This window comes from Calothrix sp. NIES-2100 (assembly GCF_963875285.1).
Classification (GTDB): Bacteria; Cyanobacteriota; Cyanobacteriia; order Cyanobacteriales; family Nostocaceae; genus Aulosira.
The window spans coordinates 2,963,519-2,981,668 of record NZ_CAWNLA010000001.1 but is presented as its reverse complement, the minus strand read 5'-3'; the positions used below and the strand labels follow the sequence as shown (position 1 = coordinate 2,981,668).

At 41.6% G+C, this 18,150-nt stretch carries 13 protein-coding genes; 7 read left to right on the top strand and 6 right to left on the bottom strand.

Annotated features, from left to right (window positions below):
• Positions 1-114: 114 nt before the first annotated feature.
• Positions 115-1,089, bottom strand: a complete 975-nt coding sequence (locus AACU32_RS12655; protein ID WP_096599972.1) for a COX15/CtaA family protein — start codon at positions 1,087-1,089, stop codon at positions 115-117.
• A 536-nt stretch (positions 1,090-1,625) separates the two neighbouring features.
• On the opposite strand from AACU32_RS12655, the gene AACU32_RS12650 reads away from it, so the two are divergent.
• The 3 genes from AACU32_RS12650 (at position 1,626) to AACU32_RS12640 (ending at position 5,252) form a co-directional block, all read left to right on the top strand.
• Positions 1,626-2,684, top strand: coding sequence for a cytochrome c oxidase subunit II (locus AACU32_RS12650; RefSeq protein ID WP_096599970.1), 1,059 nt, complete (start codon positions 1,626-1,628; stop codon positions 2,682-2,684).
• 112 nt (positions 2,685-2,796) lie between these two features.
• The gene (gene ctaD, locus AACU32_RS12645; protein WP_096599968.1) at positions 2,797-4,533 is read left to right on the top strand and encodes a cytochrome c oxidase subunit I; all 1,737 of its coding nucleotides are present in this window, start codon (positions 2,797-2,799) and stop codon (positions 4,531-4,533) included.
• 92 nt (positions 4,534-4,625) lie between these two features.
• On the top strand, positions 4,626-5,252 hold the full coding sequence (locus tag AACU32_RS12640; protein WP_096599966.1) for a cytochrome c oxidase subunit 3: 627 nt from the start codon (positions 4,626-4,628) through the stop codon (positions 5,250-5,252).
• A 377-nt stretch (positions 5,253-5,629) separates the two neighbouring features.
• Here AACU32_RS12640 and AACU32_RS12635 read toward each other — a convergent pair whose 3' ends face one another.
• Complete coding sequence (locus AACU32_RS12635; RefSeq protein WP_096599964.1) at positions 5,630-5,896, bottom strand: hypothetical protein; 267 nt, start codon at positions 5,894-5,896, stop codon at positions 5,630-5,632.
• 134 nt (positions 5,897-6,030) lie between these two features.
• Between AACU32_RS12635 and AACU32_RS12630 the strand changes: the two genes are divergently transcribed.
• From AACU32_RS12630 to AACU32_RS12615, 4 genes are all read left to right on the top strand, one after another.
• Positions 6,031-8,568, top strand: a complete 2,538-nt coding sequence (locus tag AACU32_RS12630; RefSeq protein WP_339377822.1) for a tetratricopeptide repeat protein — start codon at positions 6,031-6,033, stop codon at positions 8,566-8,568.
• 418 nt (positions 8,569-8,986) lie between these two features.
• The gene (locus AACU32_RS12625; RefSeq protein WP_096599962.1) at positions 8,987-9,427 is read left to right on the top strand and encodes a PIN domain-containing protein; all 441 of its coding nucleotides are present in this window, start codon (positions 8,987-8,989) and stop codon (positions 9,425-9,427) included.
• Positions 9,417-9,653: a hypothetical protein gene (locus tag AACU32_RS12620; RefSeq protein WP_096599960.1), complete on the top strand. Its 237-nt coding sequence runs from the start codon at positions 9,417-9,419 to the stop codon at positions 9,651-9,653. Before AACU32_RS12625 ends, AACU32_RS12620 begins: the two co-directional genes overlap by 11 nt.
• A gap of 522 nt (positions 9,654-10,175) precedes the next feature.
• Positions 10,176-11,543 carry a cytochrome P450 gene (locus tag AACU32_RS12615; protein WP_096607973.1) on the top strand — a complete coding sequence of 456 codons (1,368 nt, stop codon included), beginning with the start codon at positions 10,176-10,178 and terminating at the stop codon, positions 11,541-11,543.
• A gap of 291 nt (positions 11,544-11,834) precedes the next feature.
• Here the strand turns inward: AACU32_RS12615 and recQ are convergent, their stop codons facing one another.
• The 4 genes from recQ to AACU32_RS12595 form a co-directional block, all read right to left on the bottom strand.
• On the bottom strand, positions 11,835-13,997 hold the full coding sequence (gene recQ, locus AACU32_RS12610; protein ID WP_096599958.1) for a DNA helicase RecQ: 2,163 nt from the start codon (positions 13,995-13,997) through the stop codon (positions 11,835-11,837).
• A gap of 159 nt (positions 13,998-14,156) precedes the next feature.
• Positions 14,157-15,620 (bottom strand): hypothetical protein, encoded by a 1,464-nt coding sequence (locus AACU32_RS12605; protein WP_096599956.1) that lies wholly within the window; start codon positions 15,618-15,620, stop codon positions 14,157-14,159.
• 825 nt (positions 15,621-16,445) lie between these two features.
• Positions 16,446-17,300, bottom strand: a complete 855-nt coding sequence (gene purU / locus AACU32_RS12600) for a formyltetrahydrofolate deformylase (RefSeq protein WP_096599954.1) — start codon at positions 17,298-17,300, stop codon at positions 16,446-16,448.
• A 98-nt stretch (positions 17,301-17,398) separates the two neighbouring features.
• The gene (locus AACU32_RS12595) at positions 17,399-18,025 is read right to left on the bottom strand and encodes a DUF4340 domain-containing protein (RefSeq protein ID WP_096599952.1); all 627 of its coding nucleotides are present in this window, start codon (positions 18,023-18,025) and stop codon (positions 17,399-17,401) included.
• Between the last annotated feature and the right edge of the window lie 125 nt (positions 18,026-18,150).

The following is an 18,150-nucleotide window of genomic DNA, read 5'->3' as shown; positions in this document are numbered from 1 at the left end:
AGTGTGGGGGGCAGGGGAGCAGGGGAGCAGGGGAGCAGGGGGACAAGGAAGACAAATGCCCAATGCCCAATGCCCAATGCCCCATGCCCCATGCCCCATGCCCCATGCCCATATTCAATGCGATCCATTCACTGGTGTGTTGGTTGCAGTTACCGTTACAGCTACAGGGTAATTGTTAGTTTCACGACTAGCAACCCAGTCACGTAATGCTAGTACCGTGAAAACGACTAAAGTACCGAGTAAAGCTGCGCCTACAGCTTGGTGAATGACGGTGAGAGGCTCGACTTGGAGGCGTAATTTAAAAGTGGCGACACCTAAGAGGATTTGCAGGAGCAGCAAGCCACCAGCCAGATTTGCCAGTCGTCGCAAAGCTGGATGGAGTGCTGGTCTTTGCCAAGATAACCAGACTAGTGCCAAGGTTGCTACTGTTGGAGGGACTAAGCCGAAGATATGGCTGTACATCACAGTACAAAGTTGGGATGTGCCCAAACATTGGTGTAGTGCCCAGCGAGACCCAATCAAGGCACCTAGTAGACTTTGGAGGTAAACCAAAATAGCGGCTGTTAAACCCAACCAAGGTAACTTACCAACGTTTCCAGTTCCTTGATAAGGGGTGAGTGCCGTGCCAATTATCAGTAGGGTGGTGAAAAATAACAGTGCTGTTCCGAGGTGGGCAGTTACGATATCAAAGCGTAACAGTTCGGTGACAGTGAGACCCCCTAAGATGCCTTGGAAGACGATTAAAAACAGGGCGAAAGTCGATGCCCAAGGTAGCCAATTAGGTAAAGCGCGACGATACCACCAACATAGACCGAAAAGTGCGATCGCGCTGACACCAATCAAAGCTGCATCCAATCTATGAAACCATTCCAAAAACACTTGGAAATTCATTTGCTTGGCTGGCACTAATTCCCCGTAGCACAAAGGCCAGTCTGGGCAAGCCAGCCCTGCATTCATCACCCGCGTGGCAGAACCTATTGCCATCAAAATCAAGGTAGCTATGCAGATCTTCCAAACCAAACGACGAATCATTTGGGACGGCTGTGGAGCTGCTGCTTCATTTTGTTGTTCTAGGACAAATTCACTCATGAACGATACCTTCTGCCCGCTCTTGAGTAGAGCTACTTAAAATTATTAGTTTGTCAGTCACGACCCATATCCACCCTAGCGTATACGACTAGAGTTGATAGATTAGCTTTCAGTTATACCTTTCACTTATACTTTGAATCACTCTTGCTACTTTTTGCTAAAAGCTTTAGGTATTTTTCAAGTTGTTCTTACCAATTCTCAATGACGCTGCGCCAGAGAAAAATTCTGCAAAATGTGCATATTTTCGAGGCAATTGATTAATCGCCCCTAGGTGAATCAAGCGCCACCTCACAGAGAATTCTTATCACACTTCTTTGATTGCTATAAAGTTTACTATCTAAAATTATTCTTAAATTTTTCCCATGATTTACATCTATCCTTGGCAATATCTGCTAGAACCCTTTTACTCAAAAATATTGATATAGCTAAAAAAATTAATAAAAATTTCAGACCAGAGTCGCCCAGAACTGATGGACTCGACTACCTTAGTAAGTGGGCAGCTATGAGATCACGTAGTAAATTCATTTAAGTGAGCCGTGAAAATTCCAAGTTCGATCTGGACATTACTAATTGGCATTGTGCTAACGCTCGTCAGCCTTTGGTACGGACAAAATCACGGTCTGTTGCCAGCGCAAGCCTCTGATGAAGCCGTCTTGGTTGATGGTCTGTTCAACACAATGATGATCATCTCCACAGGTATTTTTCTCATTGTCGAAGGTGTTTTGATTTATGCCGCATTTAAATATCGGCGGCGACCTGGTGACAACGAAGACGGGCTACCAGTTGAAGGTAACGTCCCTCTGGAAATTCTCTGGACGGCGATCCCAGCAATTATAGTTATTGGTATTTCTGTTTACAGTTTTGAGGTCTATAACGACATCGGTGGCTTCGATCCCCATGCTATCCATGAAGCCCCGATGACTCAGAATATGTCGATGAATATGCCCGGAGCTGCGATCGCCGCCACGTTAAACGATAATCAAGCTAAATCTGATGCGGCGATGCAAGACCCAGCCACCGCCGCAGTCCGGAATGCTGACCAAATTCCCCAAAAACAAAATGCACCGGGGATCGGTATTGTTTCTCCCAGCATTGGGGAAAGTCCAGACAACGCAGGTAAAGCCCCAGCATTGGCAATTAACGTCACAGGTCTTCAATATGCCTGGATTTTCACCTATCCCGAAACAGGTATTACCACAGGTGAAATGCACGTTCCCATTGGGCGGGAAGTGGAAATTAATATGACAGCCAACGATGTGATTCACGCTTTTTGGGTACCAGAGTTTCGCTTAAAGCAAGATGCTATCCCTGGTAGACAAAGCGAAATTCGGTTCACACCCAAAAAAGAAGGTGATTATGTCCTCATCTGTGCTGAACTTTGTGGCCCCTACCACGGCGCAATGAGAGCACCGATAGTTGTGGAAAAACAAGAAGCATTCGATAAATGGCAACAAGAGCAGCTAGTTGCTAGTCGCGAAACCCTGAATCAAGCTGTTGCTCTCAACCCAGCGAATTTATCCCCCGATCAATTCCTTGCACCTTACGTTAAGGAAATGGGAATTAAACCTGAATTACTCAATCAAGTTCACCATTAGTCATTAGTCATTAGTCATTAGTCATTGGTCATTAGTCATTGGTCATTGTTTTCAACCAACCAAGGACAAAGGACAAATGACAACCGACAAAGGACAAAGGACAAAAACCCTTATGACCCAAGCGCAAATCCAAGAAACTGCCAACATCCCTGCCCTGAGTGAAGAACCAGGGGTGAGAAAATGGCGAGATTACTTTAGCTTTAATACTGACCATAAGGTGATTGGTATTCAATACCTAGTCACTTCGTTTATTTTTTACTGCATTGGCGGTGTCATGGCGGAATTGGTTCGGACAGAACTAAGAACCCCTGATGTAGATTTTGTGACTCCAGAAGTCTACAACAGCCTGTTCACGCTACACGCCACGATCATGATTTTCTTGTGGATTGTGCCAACAGGTGCAGGGTTTGCCAACTTTCTGATTCCCCTGATGATTGGGGCTAAGGATATGGCATTCCCCAGGCTAAATGCTGTTGCTTTTTGGATGATCCCACCTGCTGGTGTATTATTAATTGCCAGTTTAGTTGTGGGTGATGCACCAGATGCTGGCTGGACTTCCTACCCGCCCCTGAGCTTGGTCACAGGCCAAGTAGGTGAGGGGATTTGGATTATGAGTGTCCTGCTACTAGGGACATCATCAATTTTGGGGGCGATTAATTTCCTCGTCACCTTGCTGAAGATGCGTATCCCCGGAATGGGTGTCCATCAAATGCCCTTATTTTGCTGGGCGATGTTTGCTACCTCAGCGCTGGTGTTAGTATCTACACCAGTCTTAGCAGCTGGTTTAATATTGCTGGCTTTTGACTTAATCGCCGGGACAACATTTTTTAACCCAACTGGGGGTGGCGATCCGGTTGTGTACCAGCACATGTTCTGGTTTTATTCGCACCCAGCGGTATATATCATGATTTTGCCCTTCTTTGGGGGGATTTCTGAGATTATTCCTGTGCATTCGCGTAAACCGATTTTTGGCTATAAAGCGATCGCTTATTCTTCCCTCGCAATTAGTTTTTTAGGGCTAATTGTTTGGGCGCACCACATGTTTACCAGTGGTATCCCCGGTTGGTTGCGGATGTTCTTTATGATCACGACGATGATCATCGCTGTACCCACAGGCATTAAAATTTTCAGCTGGTTAGCAACCATGTGGGGCGGGAAAATTCAGTTGAATAGTGCCATGTTGTTCGCAATGGGCTTTGTCGGCACATTTGTGATTGGTGGGATCAGCGGCGTGATGTTGGCGGCTGTACCCTTTGATATTCACGTTCACGACACCTATTTTGTCGTCGCCCATTTACATTACGTTCTCTTTGGTGGTAGCGTCCTGGGAATTTTCGCCGCAGTCTATCACTGGTTCCCCAAAATGACGGGACGAAAGCTCAACGAATTTTGGGGTAAGGTTCACTTTGCCTTAACCATTGTCGGTCTAAATATGACCTTCTTACCCATGCACAAACTGGGTTTAATGGGGATGAACCGCCGAATTGCTCAATATGACCCCAAATTTACATTGCTGAATGAAATCTGCACTTATGGTTCTTATATACTCGCAGTTTCCACATTTCCCTTCATTATCAATGCAATTTGGAGTTGGTTGTACGGAGAAAAAGCAGGTAATAATCCTTGGCGGGCATTAACCTTAGAGTGGATGACTACTTCACCACCAGCGATCGAGAATTTTGATAAAACCCCCGTACTAGCTACAGGCCCCTACGACTACGGCTTGGAAAAGGCTAACGAAGGTGTACCCTTATCAGATCCCAATCCCATCTTATCTGGTGGTGTTAATTCGGTCTTAAGAGCCGAACCCGACGAACCTTATCCAGCAATCACTGCTGAAAAAGAATAACGCAGTTGTCAGTTGTCAGTTGTCAAAAAGTCAACCGTCAACTGTCAACCGTCAACCGTCAACCGTCAACCGTCAACAAACATTCAACATTCATGCAAAGTCAAACTATTGACACAGCAAAAGCTGAACTCAATCATCACCACGCGGCGGAAACCGCCCATGCTGATCATGAAGCACATCCAGACCATCGGTTGTTTGGGCTAATTGTCTTCCTGATTGCGGAAGGGATGATTTTTATGGGGTTGTTCGGAGCTTATTTAGCTTTCCGTTCTACCTTACCTGTATGGCCTCCCGAAGGTACACCAGAATTAGAGCTTTTACTACCTGGAGTTAACACTGTTAATCTAATTGCCAGTAGTTTTGTCATGCATAATGCTGACACTGCTATCAAAAAGAATGATACCAAAGGTATGCGTATTTGGTTGGCAATTACGGCGGGAATGGGTGCGATTTTCTTGATGGGTCAGGTATATGAATACACCCATTTAGAATTTGGTTTAACTACCAACTTATTTGCCAGTGCATTTTATGTTTTAACTGGCTTCCACGGGTTGCACGTTACCCTAGGCGTTTTGGCGATCGCGGCCGTGTTGTGGCGATCGCGTCGTCCTGGTCACTACAGCAATGAAAAACACTTCGGTATTGAAGCCGCAGAAATATACTGGCACTTTGTGGACGTAATTTGGATTATTCTTTTCGGATTGTTGTATCTACTCTAAGTATTAGTAAGTAGTTGTTCACTCCACGCGAATAACTACGCCCCCTGTAGGGGGTTTTTTTATCGCTCAGTTGGCTAATAAGTCAATACCCAACATTTCTCACATACCCGACATACCGCCCGCAGGAACCGGTAGCCTGGGGCTATTGCTACAAAGCCCACCTCCGTGGGCTAAAGAGATTCAGCCCACGGAGGAAGCAGCAATTTATGGCGATCGCGGGATTTCGGGATCAAGAGGGGTATTAGGGACTTCCAAATAAAAAATATCCCAATTGTAGGGGCACGGCATCCATAAACTTTCGGTAAGAGGGATATTTTATCGGTGCCGTGCCCCTACACGCGACTATATAATTTTGTATTGCATCCAACTGAGAACCGCTATATTTTCTTTTTCGGCTGGTTTGGTTGACCATCTCTCTCTGGTGCTACAGTTTTGACTAATCCAGTCATTGCCATAATTACAGTTGCAACTCCTCCCAGACACAAAGAAGTTAAAATTGCTGCTGCGAGGATGATTTCTGTGGGACTGTACCCGTCGCGCATCCAAGCAGAGGGTTTTTCAATTGTTTGGGAAGATGTGGTAACTAACTGTGAGGTTTGGGTAGATGCTTGGGAGTTAGTAGAAGTATTTAGAAAAGTATTCATGGCGTGAACCTAAGTGAAATTTACTGTTTTAATCGTATTTCTGCCCTTAAAGACGGAGATTCCTGAGAAATAGAGATGAAGTAGAAGCAAGGTATAAGATAAGTAGAATCAAGCAAAATTTTTTCCTGCTGTCTATGCAATGGGATGAGTTTTTAAGACAAGAAGCTGCTACTCATGAGTTATCCCCAGAGCAAACAGCAGCCTTTTTAGTCAGGTTACAGACTGAAAACTTAGGTAAGAGTGAAGCGAAACTAGCAAGCAATATTAATATTGGTGCGGCTGCTTTCAAAAAGCGCATGACTGAGGTGTATGACAAGTTTGCTCAGAGTTGTCCTGAGTTAGCTACCTCTAAACGCGGAAAGCTAGAAACATTAAAAGCTTACCTAACAGCAAAATATAACGGTATTCCCCATACTCCTCAGATAACAAAAGAAATTCATCATAATATTCCCTGGAGTGGCGTGGTGGAGTTTGTCGGGCGAGAAACGGAATTACAAAACCTCCATCGGCTGTTGCAGGAAAATCAACAGGTAGCTATTGCAGGAATGGGTGGAGTCGGGAAAACAGAATTAGCTTTGCGATATGCCAACCAGCATCGTGAAACTTATATGGGGGGAATTTGCTGGTTACTGCCTAAATCTGGAGATGTAGGGATTCAAATCGTGCAGTTTGCTAGAACTCATTTAGATTTAAACATACCAGAAGGTTTAACAGAAAATCCTAAGCAAAAATTACTCGCGCAAGTGCAATACTGCTGGCGACACTGGCCTCAGGGTGAGGCGTTGCTAGTGTTGGATGATGTCCGCAACTACGAAGAAGTCAAGCCTTACTTACCACCTTCATCATCTCAGGTGAAAGTGCTGATGACTACACGCCTGTACTTTGGCGGCATAAAACAATTATCCTTAGATGTACTACAACCAGAGGCGGCGTTAGATTTATTAAAGTCTTTACTGCTAGAAACACCGGAACGAGTAGAAAGAGAATTAGCTGTAGCCAAGCAATTGTGCGAGTGGCTGGGATATTTGCCTTTAGGTTTGGAATTAGTAGGACGATATCTAGCGCGGAAACGGGATTTATCTGTAACAGAAATCTTGCAGCGATTAAAAGCCAAGCGATTAGATGAACGTTCCCTGTCTAAATCCAAATCAGAAGCGAACATGACAGCACAACGGGGAGTGCTAGCCGCCTTTGAGTTGAGTTGGCAGGAATTAGAGGAGGAAGATAAACAGTTAGGCTGTTTGCTGAGTTTATTTGCCGCCGCACCTATTCCTTGGTATTTGGTAGAACAGTGTTTACCAGAGAAAGAGAAGGAAGATTTAGAAGATATTAGAGATGATCAGCTATTGAATTTTCATTTACTTCAGCGTAAAGGTAACGGAATTTATCAACTACATACCCTGCTGCGGGAGTTTTTTCAATATAAGCTTAGAGGTTTAGAACAAGCAGAGGAATTTAAGCGAAGTTTTTGCGGGGTAGTGGTAAAAATTGCTAAAAAAATCCCTAAAAATCCTATATTTAAACAAATTAAGGTTTTCTTCCTGGTCATACCTCATATAGCTGAAGTAGCTAATCATTTGATTCAATACATTAATGATGAAGATTTAATTTGGCCATTCATCGCTAACGCTCGATTCTACGATGGTCAGGGTTTGTATATTCAGGCTGAACCTTGGTATAAGAAGTGTTTGGAATTTAGCGAAAAGCATTTTGGTAAAGAACATCGTAATTTTGCATCTAGCCTTAATAACTTGGCGTTACTCTACCATTCACAAGGAAGATACAGTGAAGCTGAACCTCTTTATAGACAAGCTTTGGAACTAGCGAGACACTTGCTGGGTGAAGAGAATTTAGATGTTGCATCTAGCCTCAACAATTTGGCAGCACTTTACCATTCACAAGGTAGATATAGCAAAGCTGAACCTATTTATCTGCAAGCTTTAGCACTGAGGCTAAAGCTGCTGGGTGAAGAAAATTTAGATGTTGCATCTAGCCTTAATAGCTTGGCAGAATTCTACCGATCTCAAGGTAGATACAGCGAAGCTGAACCCTTGTACATCGAAGCTTTAATACTCAAGCGCAAACTGCTGAAGGAAGAAAATCCAGATATCGCACTTAGCCTCAATAACTTGGCATTACTCTACTACTCTCAAGGAAAATACAGTGAAGCCGAACCCCTTTACCTGCAAGCTTTAAAAGTATGGCGACATCTGCTAAGTGAAGAACATCCCAATGTTGCATCTAGTCTCAACAACTTGGCGGTACTCTACTATGTTCAAGGCAGATACAGTGAAGCCGAACCTCTTTACCTGCAAGCTTTAACACTTAGGCGACACCTACTGGGAGAGAAACATCCAGATATTGCACTTAGCCTCAACAACTTAGCAGGACTCTACCGTTACCAAGGTAGATACAGTGAAGCTGAACCTCTGTTTTTGCAAGCTTTAGAACTATGGCGATGTCTACTGGGAGAGAAACATCCAGATGTTGCACTTAGCCTCAACAACCTAGCAGAATTCTACAGTTCCCAAGGTAGATATAGCGAAGCTGAAACCTTGTACATCAAAGCTTTGGATATTTTTGAGCAGCGCTTAGAGGCTAATCATCCCTATACTGTTACTTGTCGTGACAATTTAGCAAATTTGCGCGATCGCCTCAACTCACAACAGTAAAATTCCAGTTCCCCACCTTATCAGTCAAGCTTTTATCTCCAAGTTTCGTGTTCTGAACTCAAAGTTTCCTGTTCCAAACGAGAACGTTCCTGTTCTGAGGTGGAATAATGGTGTTCAAAGGGCGATCGCTCGTGTTTCAAACGAGAATGTTCCTATTCTGAGGTGGAATGATGGTGTTCTCAGTGCGATCGCTTTTGTTCTAAAGTGAAATCATGGTGTTCACAGTGCGATCGCTTTTGTTTTGTGAGGGAATGATGGCGTTCAGAGTGCGATCGCTTTTGTTGTGAGGTGGAATCATGGTGTTCATAGTGCGATCGCTCGACTTAAATTGTAGAATGATGAGCGATCGCTTGTGAGGATTGAGAGATAAGAGTCATTGCGAGCGCTTTTGTTGAGAGACAATGTTATAAACAGCTATATGACCAGGGTTTATCTAGACACGAGTGTTTATAATCGTCCATTTGACGACCAAACACAGCCAAAAATCTTTCTAGAAACACAAGCAATTATCTTAATTTTACAAATGGTAGAAGCAAGATTAATAGAATTAGTTAGTTCTTCAGTTCTAGAATATGAAAATAGCCGTAACCCTTTTATTGTCAATCAGCAATCAATGAAGCGATACTTACAAATAGCTACCTTGAGAGTATTAGTAGATGAAAATATTAGAATTAGAGCAGAACAACTAGAACAACAAGGAATTAAAGCTATTGATGCACTCCATGTAGCTTGTGCTGAAGCTTATCAAAGTGATTATTTTATCACTTGTGACAGAAGATTAATCAACCGATGTCAGAATTTATCACTCAAAGTCATCAATCCAAATAACTTTATTCTAGAGGGAGAAAATGACAATTAAAGTTATTAACGAACAAGAAAATTTACAAGAAGTCATGCAGGTTTTACTCACCCATTTAGAACCATCAAAGGTAATGAAATTCTGGGCAACCTGTAAAATAAGTGAAGGTGAGTATTTGCAACTTAAAGAAAAATTGTTTGAGCAAGAAACCGTTGCTAGTTTATTTACAAAAATCAAAGAATATCAAGATAAAGATAGTAAACAATCCCCAGAATCAAACCTATAGCCCTCAGAAATGTTGGGTTCTCACACGGTAAGCCCAACCTACGATTTATCCTTAAGTGAACTGTATTGTTCCAAACGCGATCGCTCTTATTCACAGGTGAAATAATGGTGTTCATTGTGCGATCGCTTTTGTTCTGATACCAATTTGAAAAAAGAATGCGACAGATTGTAGGGGCACGGCACATAAGTGTCAACTTAACGTGAAACCCGCTTTGTGAAAACGTTTTGCCCTTACCCCCAGCCCCTCTCCCTTAGGGAGAGGGGTGTTTTTAATCAGATTCCCCTTCTCCTTTAGGGAGAAGGGGTTAGGGGATGAGGGCGAGAGGGTATTTGCACAACGCTCGCCCTATATAGCTTTTAACTTAAGTTGACACCAATGGGCAGTGCCGTGCCCCTACAATTTGTCGCATTCTTTTTTCAAATTGGTATAACTAATGACCAATGACCAATGACCAATGACAAATGACCATTGACCATTGACTTTTGCTACCCTGAAATGAACACTGCAAACAGGAACTTGATTATGTCGCTTCCAGATAGTCCCAAAATGCCAAAATTCATGCAGCTATTGCAGTGGATTTACAATCCATTGCAGCTAATGGAAGCATCTCAGCAAACTTGTGGTGATTTTTTTACCCTCTGGCTAACTAACAAACAGCCAATGGTATTTATGAGCAATCCCCAAGCCATACAGGAGATTTTTACCACTCATTTAGAAAACCTAGACTCTAGAGCTTCAGCCGCAATTTTACAACCATTATTAGGAGATAACTCCTTATTACTGCTATCAGGGAAAACTCATCAACGCCAAAGAAAATTATTAACACCGTCTTTTCATGGCGATCGCATGAGGGCTTATGGCGATTTGATTACTCAACTAACCAAAAATGTCATCAGTAAGTGGCAAATTGGTGAGCCTTTTTCTGTATCTCATTCCATGAAAGAAATTACTTTGCAAGTAATTTTAAAAGCGGTGTTTGGTCTACATGAAGGCGATCGCTACAATCAGTTGCAAACACGCTTATGCTCAATTTTGGGGTTATCATCTTCTTCTTTACGCGCTACTTTATCTTTTATCCCTGCGTTACGGTTAAATTTAGGCCGCTGGAGTCCTTGGGGAAATTTTCTTTATCAACGGGAAGAAATTGACAAACTACTCTATGCAGAAATTCAAGAACGCAGAAATCATCCAGATCCATCGCGGAATGATATTCTTTCGCTGATGATGTCAGCCCGTGATGAAAATGGTGAACTCATGACTGATGTAGAGTTACGTGATGAGTTAATGACTCTACTTGTCGCCGGTCATGAAACTACAGCCTCAGCTTTAACATGGGCATTATACTGGATTCACCATTTACCCTCAGTGCGAGAGAAACTGTTAGCTGAGTTGGATAGTTTTCACAATGCAGATTTAAATGAAATCACCCGTCTTCCCTATTTAAATGCTGTATGTCAAGAGACACTCCGCATTTATCCCATCGCGATGATTACTATTCCCCGCATTGTTAAGTCACCTATAGAAATTATGGGTCATAAATTTGCACCAGGAACAATGTTACTCGGCTGTATTTATTTAATTCATCACCGTCCCGATTTATATCCCCAACCGGACAAATTTCAACCGGAAAGGTTTTTAGAAAAGCAATATTCATTCTCTGAATATCTCCCTTTTGGTGGTGGGAATCGGCGTTGTTTGGGTATGGCTTTTGCGTTATTTGAAATGAAACTGGTGTTAGCGACAGTTTTATCTCAGATGGATTTAAAATTGGTGGAGAATTATTCAGTTAAACCTATTCGACGAGGCGTAACTTTAGCACCTTCTAGTGGTAAATGGTTAATTGCAACGGGACAAAGGCAAAAAGCAGAAAAGTCTGCTATTCAGGTGTAATATCAATTCGTAATACTTCGACTTGCGAGAGTACAAGTGACCTCCTTTTAAGCTCAAACGCTTCTTCCACAGGCATTTTACCCCACCCCTTTATCCCCTCCCCGCTTGCGGGGAGGGGACGTTTTGGCTTTAGACAAAACTGGGGTGGGGTAACGCGTTGAGTGATGGTAAGTGAGTGAATTTAAAATTACATCTTCATAAGGGTTTCACGTTAAGTTGACACGTATGACTGGTGCCGTGCCCCTACAGCTTGGTATATTTATCTGAAAATAGCTGTAACTGGAGACGATATTACTTCCGGTTTTCCCGTCGCCACTTTCCCCGAACTAAGCGGATTTCATCAAAAGTATAACTCTCTCCCAATTGTTCGCGAATTGGGGTAAGCGCAATATCACCAAGGACTTCTAAAACTTGCCAAATTTTCTTTTGTTTTTCTAAAGGAACCAATTGATTTAAATCTACAGACTGGTTTTTCTCAACTAAATCTGAAAGGTGACGGATAATTGTTGTCGGGCGAATATTTCTTTTTCGGGCAATTTCGTCAACGCTGAAACCTTGTTGATGTAATTGTAATGTGACTAATTCTGTGTCGGAAGGCGAGCCAAGACTAACAACAGGTTTAAAATTATCTTGTGGATCGATAAAACCTTGTTCTTGACGATAGGCGCGAATTTCTGTGAGAAACTTCTCTCCATATTGCGCCAGTTTATGACTACCGACACCGGAAAGTTTAGCAAATTCAGTTAAAGTTTTTGGTTGCATCTGTGCCATTAATTTCAAGGTGGAATCTTGAAAAACTACGTAAGGTGGTACAGACTGTTCATCAGCTAATTGTTTACGCAGCGATCGCAATCGTTGCATTAAGATTTCTGCATCAGCGGCTTTTTCACTTCCCTCTTCCCAAGTAATCTTCTGTACTATGGGAACAGCCAAGCTAACTGTACGCTGTCGCCGCATTACTTCCCAACTCAAGGCGTTAAGCTTTAATACTGAATAGCCATCGCTGGTTTGTTCTAATAAACCTTGATGCAAAAGCGATCGCCCCAGCATTCGCCATTCATCCACGCTTCTATCTTTACCAATACCGTAGGTAGAAAGCTTATCGTGTTCGTTTTGGATAATTTTCTGACTTTTCCCACCGCGCAACACATCAATAATGTGCAACATCCCAAATCTTTCTTTACAACGCGCTACGCAAGATAAGAATTTCATCGCTTCAATTGTCCAATCTTGCATCGGTTTGGGATAACGACAATTGTCACAGTTACCGCAATTCCCAGGAAAGCGTTCGCCAAAATAACTTAACTGAATCGTCCGCCGACAATCTGTCCCCTCGGCATAATCTATCATCTGCCTTAATTGTTGTTTGGCGATTAACTGTTCTTGGGGATCGGTTTTTTGATCAATACTCCATTCAATTGTTTTAATATCACCAAAACTAAAAAATATTGTACAGCGCGATGGTTCCCCATCTCTGCCGGCTCTGCCTGATTCTTGATAGTAACTCTCTAAATTGCGAGGAATATCAAAGTGAACTACTAACCTGACATCAGGCTTATTAATTCCCATTCCAAAAGCAATAGTGGCTACCATTACCCTGACATCATCACGAATAAATCGCGTTTGATTTTTGCTGCGTTCATCATCAGGTAAGCCGGCATGATAAGATAAAGCCGAAATCTTATCTTTTTGCAGTTTAAAAGTCAGTTCCTCAACTTTTTTCCGAGTTAAACAATAAATAATGACTGCGCCGGAAGTGTCCCGAATTAATTCTAATAACTCAGCGTAAGCATATTTAGTTTTCGCCCGGACTTCATAATAAAGATTTTGGCGGTTAAAGCTAGCTATGTGGATACTCGGTTGCTTTAGAGCTAATTGTTGGATGATATCACCCCGGACGCGATCGGTAGCTGTGGCGGTTAGCGCCAGAGTGGGAACCTGAGGATAACGTTTCCGCACAGATCTTAATTGGCGGTATTCTGGGCGAAAATCGTGTCCCCACTCCGAGACACAATGGGCTTCATCAATCGCAAAGGTAGAAATCCCCATTTGGTGATTGATTAAATCCAGAAACGGGAGAAATCTTTCACTGAGAAGACGTTCCGGAGCGACGTACAGTAATTTAACTTTACCAGCGAGGATGGCTTCTTCCCGCGATCGCACTTGATAAGCATTCAAACTACTATTAAGGAATGTGGCTGAGATATTATTATTGCGCAGTCCTTCCACTTGGTCTTGCATCAAAGCAATCAACGGCGACACCACCACCGTTAAACCCTTCTTTAACAGCGCAGGTAGCTGAAAGCACAAAGACTTTCCCCCACCCGTAGGCATCACCACCAACAAATCCCGATTTTGCAGCGCATCTTCGATAATTTGCCGTTGTCCCGGACGAAATCGGTCGTAACCGAAGTGATATTTTAGCGCTTGTTCGAGATTGGGATACTGAAGCATAGCGATCGCTTTTTCTAGATCCTGCTGCGTGAGTAGTTATGATAACAGGATTTTAGCAATCTCTATGGAAAAAGGGACAATAAGGACAAGGAGACACAAGACTCAGTATTAGCTTAACCTTGTGTTTTGTGTCCTCATATTTTCCCAAGTCCAATAAATTTATAGAATTGGGTTATCAACCGTAATTCCCCACGAACTTCCTAATATCGGCTGATCCTGCAAAAACATTTGATCCAATGTAAAGTTGTCCGATAGTGCATTTACTTTATTATTAGAATTCAAACCAAATACTTGTTGTAATTCTAGTGATTGAGAAATATTTGCGGTATCTACTGCGATCGCATCAGCCAAGTAATCGCTTCCTACGACCAAAGTTTGGCGATCGCCTGTACCGATGAGGTTGTCTGTATAAGTGAAAGTATAGGTTGTTTTTGTATCAAAAACGCCATCACCATTGTAATCAAATCCTTCCACTGCACTGGTTTTGTTACCTTGGTCATTATAGAACTGAGCATCTATGTAATCAATAATACCATCCACCTCAAAATCTTCTTCAAATACCGAGCTGATTAAGATACCTTGGCTGTTATAGGCTCGATTAAAAGTGTCTCTGACATCCACGATACCATCAGCATTAAAATCATCTTCACGCACGAAGTTGATTAAGTTACCTTTTTTGTCATAACTATTAGTAGTATTTTCTTTCCAGTCGATGATTCCATCATTATTGCGATCGTCTGTATACAAAGAGTTGATCAAGTTACCTTTTTTGTCATAACTATTAGTAGTAATATCTTTTAGTTCGATAGCGCCATCATTATTTCTATCGAGTTCAAATACTGATTTTATTAAGTTATCTTTTTTGTCATAACTATTAGTAGTGATATCTTTTCTATCGCTGATGCCATCACCGTTGTTATCAATTTCAAACACTGATTTTATTAGGTTACCTTTTTTATCATAGGTCTTTTTAGTACTGCTTATGAAATCAAGAATGCCATCACCGTTGTTATCAACTTCATTGAGTAAATTGATTAAGCTACCTTTTTTATCATAAGTATAATCAGTAGTCCTTCTGAAATTAAGAATGCCATCACCATTATTATCAATTTCCGAGACAAAATTGGTGAGGTTACCTTTCTTGTCATAGGTATTTTTCTCAATGGATCTTGAATCAATCTTGCCATCTCCATTGTTATCAGATTCAGATATTGAACTGGTGAGGTTACCTTTCTTGTCATAGGTCTTTTTCAGACTGGATCTTGAATCAATGATGCCATCTCCATTGTTATCAAATTTAGATCTAGATCTGGTGAGGTTACCTTTTTTATCATAGGTCTTTTTCACGCTGGAACTTGAATCAATGATACCGTCATTATTGTCATCAAATTCAGATATTAATTTGGTGAGGTTACCTTTTTTCTCATAAGTATTTTTCTCAATTAATATTGAATCAATGATGCCATCATTATCGAAATCAGACTCATAAATCGATTTTTTTAGGTTACCTTTAGCATCATAGATATTAGTGATTTTACCAGTTGAATTAAAATCAATAATGCCATCTAAGTCGTCATCTGCTTCGTTTGCTACAACTATAGAGACAGTAGTATTTGAAAGCATAATTATCAATCTCCGAAAATTTTGGGAATAAGATAGGGACAAGTCAGGGTAAAAGTAATTACCCTGTAATGATTAGCCAGATATTTCCTAAAAGTTTTAATGTCAGTGTTTGCTCGTGATAAATTAGTTGATTTTTTTGGCGAAAAACAACTTCATGCTGAGAAATTTACTCACAGCAAAGACATCTCAACGCAAAGTTATAAATTTTGATAATTCTGCGCGCTTGTTAGGTAAATTTATCTGTTAGCCTCATGGTTTTGTCTCAAACATATCTACCTGTTTGGCTTTTATAGTCATCTTTTTCAACAACAAAATCGGATTCCTAGATGCCAAGTCAGTATGTTCTTGTCTGATACACCACTAGTGCAGATTTCACAGTAGACTAACTCTCTCTCAAGAATTTTTATAGTGAGTTTGTGCCAGTCTTTCAACTGTAATCTTACTAAGATAAAATTAGACTTTTGAGCAGCTAGACTATTAGCTTTACATGATTGAAGTAGACGCTTAATTGATGCTTGGTTAAAAGAATTATTAAAAACTGAGATATATTTTAAAAAGTAAGATATGTTGATATTCTCTGAGTTTTAGTAAAAATAAGTTGACTTTTGTCTCTGTGCTTTCTGTGCGCTCTGCGGTTAAAACAATCAATTTTGTGAACCATAGAGAACGCAAAGTAGAGATGTAATTCAGGTTGAGGTATGTAGACGCAAAGCGGATTAAGGCAGGATAACCTGGCGAGACATAAATTATTAGAAAGGACACTATATTGTTGTGCCCTTCCCATTTGTCATATTCTTTTGGCAAATTCGTATAACTGCGAGTGATTTATTCAAACACTACAGTCCTATTACCATAGACTAATACACGGTTTTGTAAATGCGATCGCACTGCTCTAGCTAAGACAACTCGCTCTAAATCTTTGCCTTTTCTGATTAAATCTTCAACTGTATCGCGGTGGCTGACTCGCACTACATCCTGTTCAATAATTGGCCCTGCATCTAAATCAGCCGTCGCATAATGGGCTGTTGCACCGATAATTTTCACCCCTCGTTCAAAAGCGCGGTGATAGGGATTTGCACCAATAAATGCAGGTAAAAATGAATGATGAATATTAATAATTTGGGGAAATTTACTAATAAAGTCTTCACTGACAATTTGCATATACTTTGCCAATACAACTAAGTCAATGTTGTATCGACGCAGTAATTCTAATTGGTAAATTTCCTGTTCTGCTTTGTTATCTTTAGTAAGGGGAATATGGTGATAATCAATGCCAAATTGCTCGGCTATTGGTTTTAAACCAGTATGGTTACTAATAATTAAAGGTATTTCCGCGATAAATTCTTTCGCCCGATGTCGCCAAATTAAGTCAAATAAACAATGGTCTTGACGACTGACCCAAATCGCAATCCGGGGTATAGTATCAGAAAAATGCAGTTCCCACTTAGCGCCCAAAGGTTGTGCGATCGCATTAAATGCAGGCCCAATTAAATCCCGTGGTAAATTAAACCCTGCTAACAGCCATTCAATCCGGGTGAGAAACAACCCCGCACCAAAATCTGTATGCTGATCGGCATGGATAATATTGCCGCCATTAGAATAAATAAAATTAGCAATTTTCGCCACCAACCCCCGTTGATCGGGACAAGAAATCAACAATGTTGCTGTTGGATTAGTCATTTGTCATTTGTCATTTGTCATTTGTCATTGGGCATTGGGCATTTGTCAGTTGTTAAGAAGTGAACCGTCAACAGTCAACAGTCAACAGTCAACATCAGTTACTTATCAGTTGGAGTTGGAGTTGGAGTTGGAGTTGGAGTTGGAGTTGGTGTATCGCTATTATTTGCGGGTTGTTTCCATTCTGATAAATCGCGATTTACAGCATTTTCAAAATCTTTAGATACCAACAGCACATCTATATTACCATCGGGTTTGACGGTTGGGTCAGCTTGCACGTATAAGGAACTGCCGTTAGGGTTAGGCTTTCCTAACAATAATTGATGGCTTTGCTGATTCTTCAGCTTGATATTGATAGTTGCTTGGGGTTGATCTAAACCGAAATCTGCTTTTTGACTAGGTGGGATAGATAAAATGCGATCGCTTTTTCCTTTCACCAACAAATCCATCAAATAAGAAACAATCGCATCATTCGCCGGTTCCGACACCGGAGATTTCAGCAACCATTTAGGCTGGCTACCTTGGGGATTACGTTCTAAAGACAAAGCCAGCTTTTGCGTCGTCACCGCTAAAGATTGCACATCATCAGCCGTAAAAGCGAAAATTTGCTGCTTTTTCTCCTTCACCTCTTCCCGCACAGTCCCCCCGCGAATTTCATAAAAGTAAACAAAAGCACCCAAACCCAGCGCTAACAATAGCAAAATTAAAGTCGTTCGCGAAAATTTCATTTTTGGTCATTTGTCATTGGTCATTGGTCATTTGTCATTTGTCATTGGGCACTGGTTATTTCTCCCTTCCCTTGTCCCCCTTGTCCTCCTTGTCCTCCTTGTCCCCCTTGTCCCGGTCGCCGAGT

Bases quoted from the DNA above. Each gene is read 5' to 3' on its own strand.
- ctaD (WP_096599968.1), top strand. From the start codon at position 2,797: ATGACCCAAGCGCAAATCCAAGAAACTGCCAACATCCCTGCCCTGAGT.
- AACU32_RS12635 (WP_096599964.1), bottom strand. From the start codon at position 5,896: ATGAATACTTTTCTAAATACTTCTACTAACTCCCAAGCATCTACCCAA.
- AACU32_RS12655 (WP_096599972.1), bottom strand. From the start codon at position 1,089: ATGAGTGAATTTGTCCTAGAACAACAAAATGAAGCAGCAGCTCCACAG.
- AACU32_RS12625 (WP_096599962.1), top strand. From the start codon at position 8,987: ATGACCAGGGTTTATCTAGACACGAGTGTTTATAATCGTCCATTTGAC.
- AACU32_RS12615 (WP_096607973.1), top strand. From the start codon at position 10,176: ATGTCGCTTCCAGATAGTCCCAAAATGCCAAAATTCATGCAGCTATTG.
- AACU32_RS12640 (WP_096599966.1), top strand. From the start codon at position 4,626: ATGCAAAGTCAAACTATTGACACAGCAAAAGCTGAACTCAATCATCAC.
- AACU32_RS12605 (WP_096599956.1), bottom strand. From the start codon at position 15,620: ATGCTTTCAAATACTACTGTCTCTATAGTTGTAGCAAACGAAGCAGAT.
- AACU32_RS12620 (WP_096599960.1), top strand. From the start codon at position 9,417: ATGACAATTAAAGTTATTAACGAACAAGAAAATTTACAAGAAGTCATG.
- AACU32_RS12630 (WP_339377822.1), top strand. From the start codon at position 6,031: ATGCAATGGGATGAGTTTTTAAGACAAGAAGCTGCTACTCATGAGTTA.
- recQ (WP_096599958.1), bottom strand. From the start codon at position 13,997: ATGCTTCAGTATCCCAATCTCGAACAAGCGCTAAAATATCACTTCGGT.
- AACU32_RS12595 (WP_096599952.1), bottom strand. From the start codon at position 18,025: ATGAAATTTTCGCGAACGACTTTAATTTTGCTATTGTTAGCGCTGGGT.
- purU (WP_096599954.1), bottom strand. From the start codon at position 17,300: ATGACTAATCCAACAGCAACATTGTTGATTTCTTGTCCCGATCAACGG.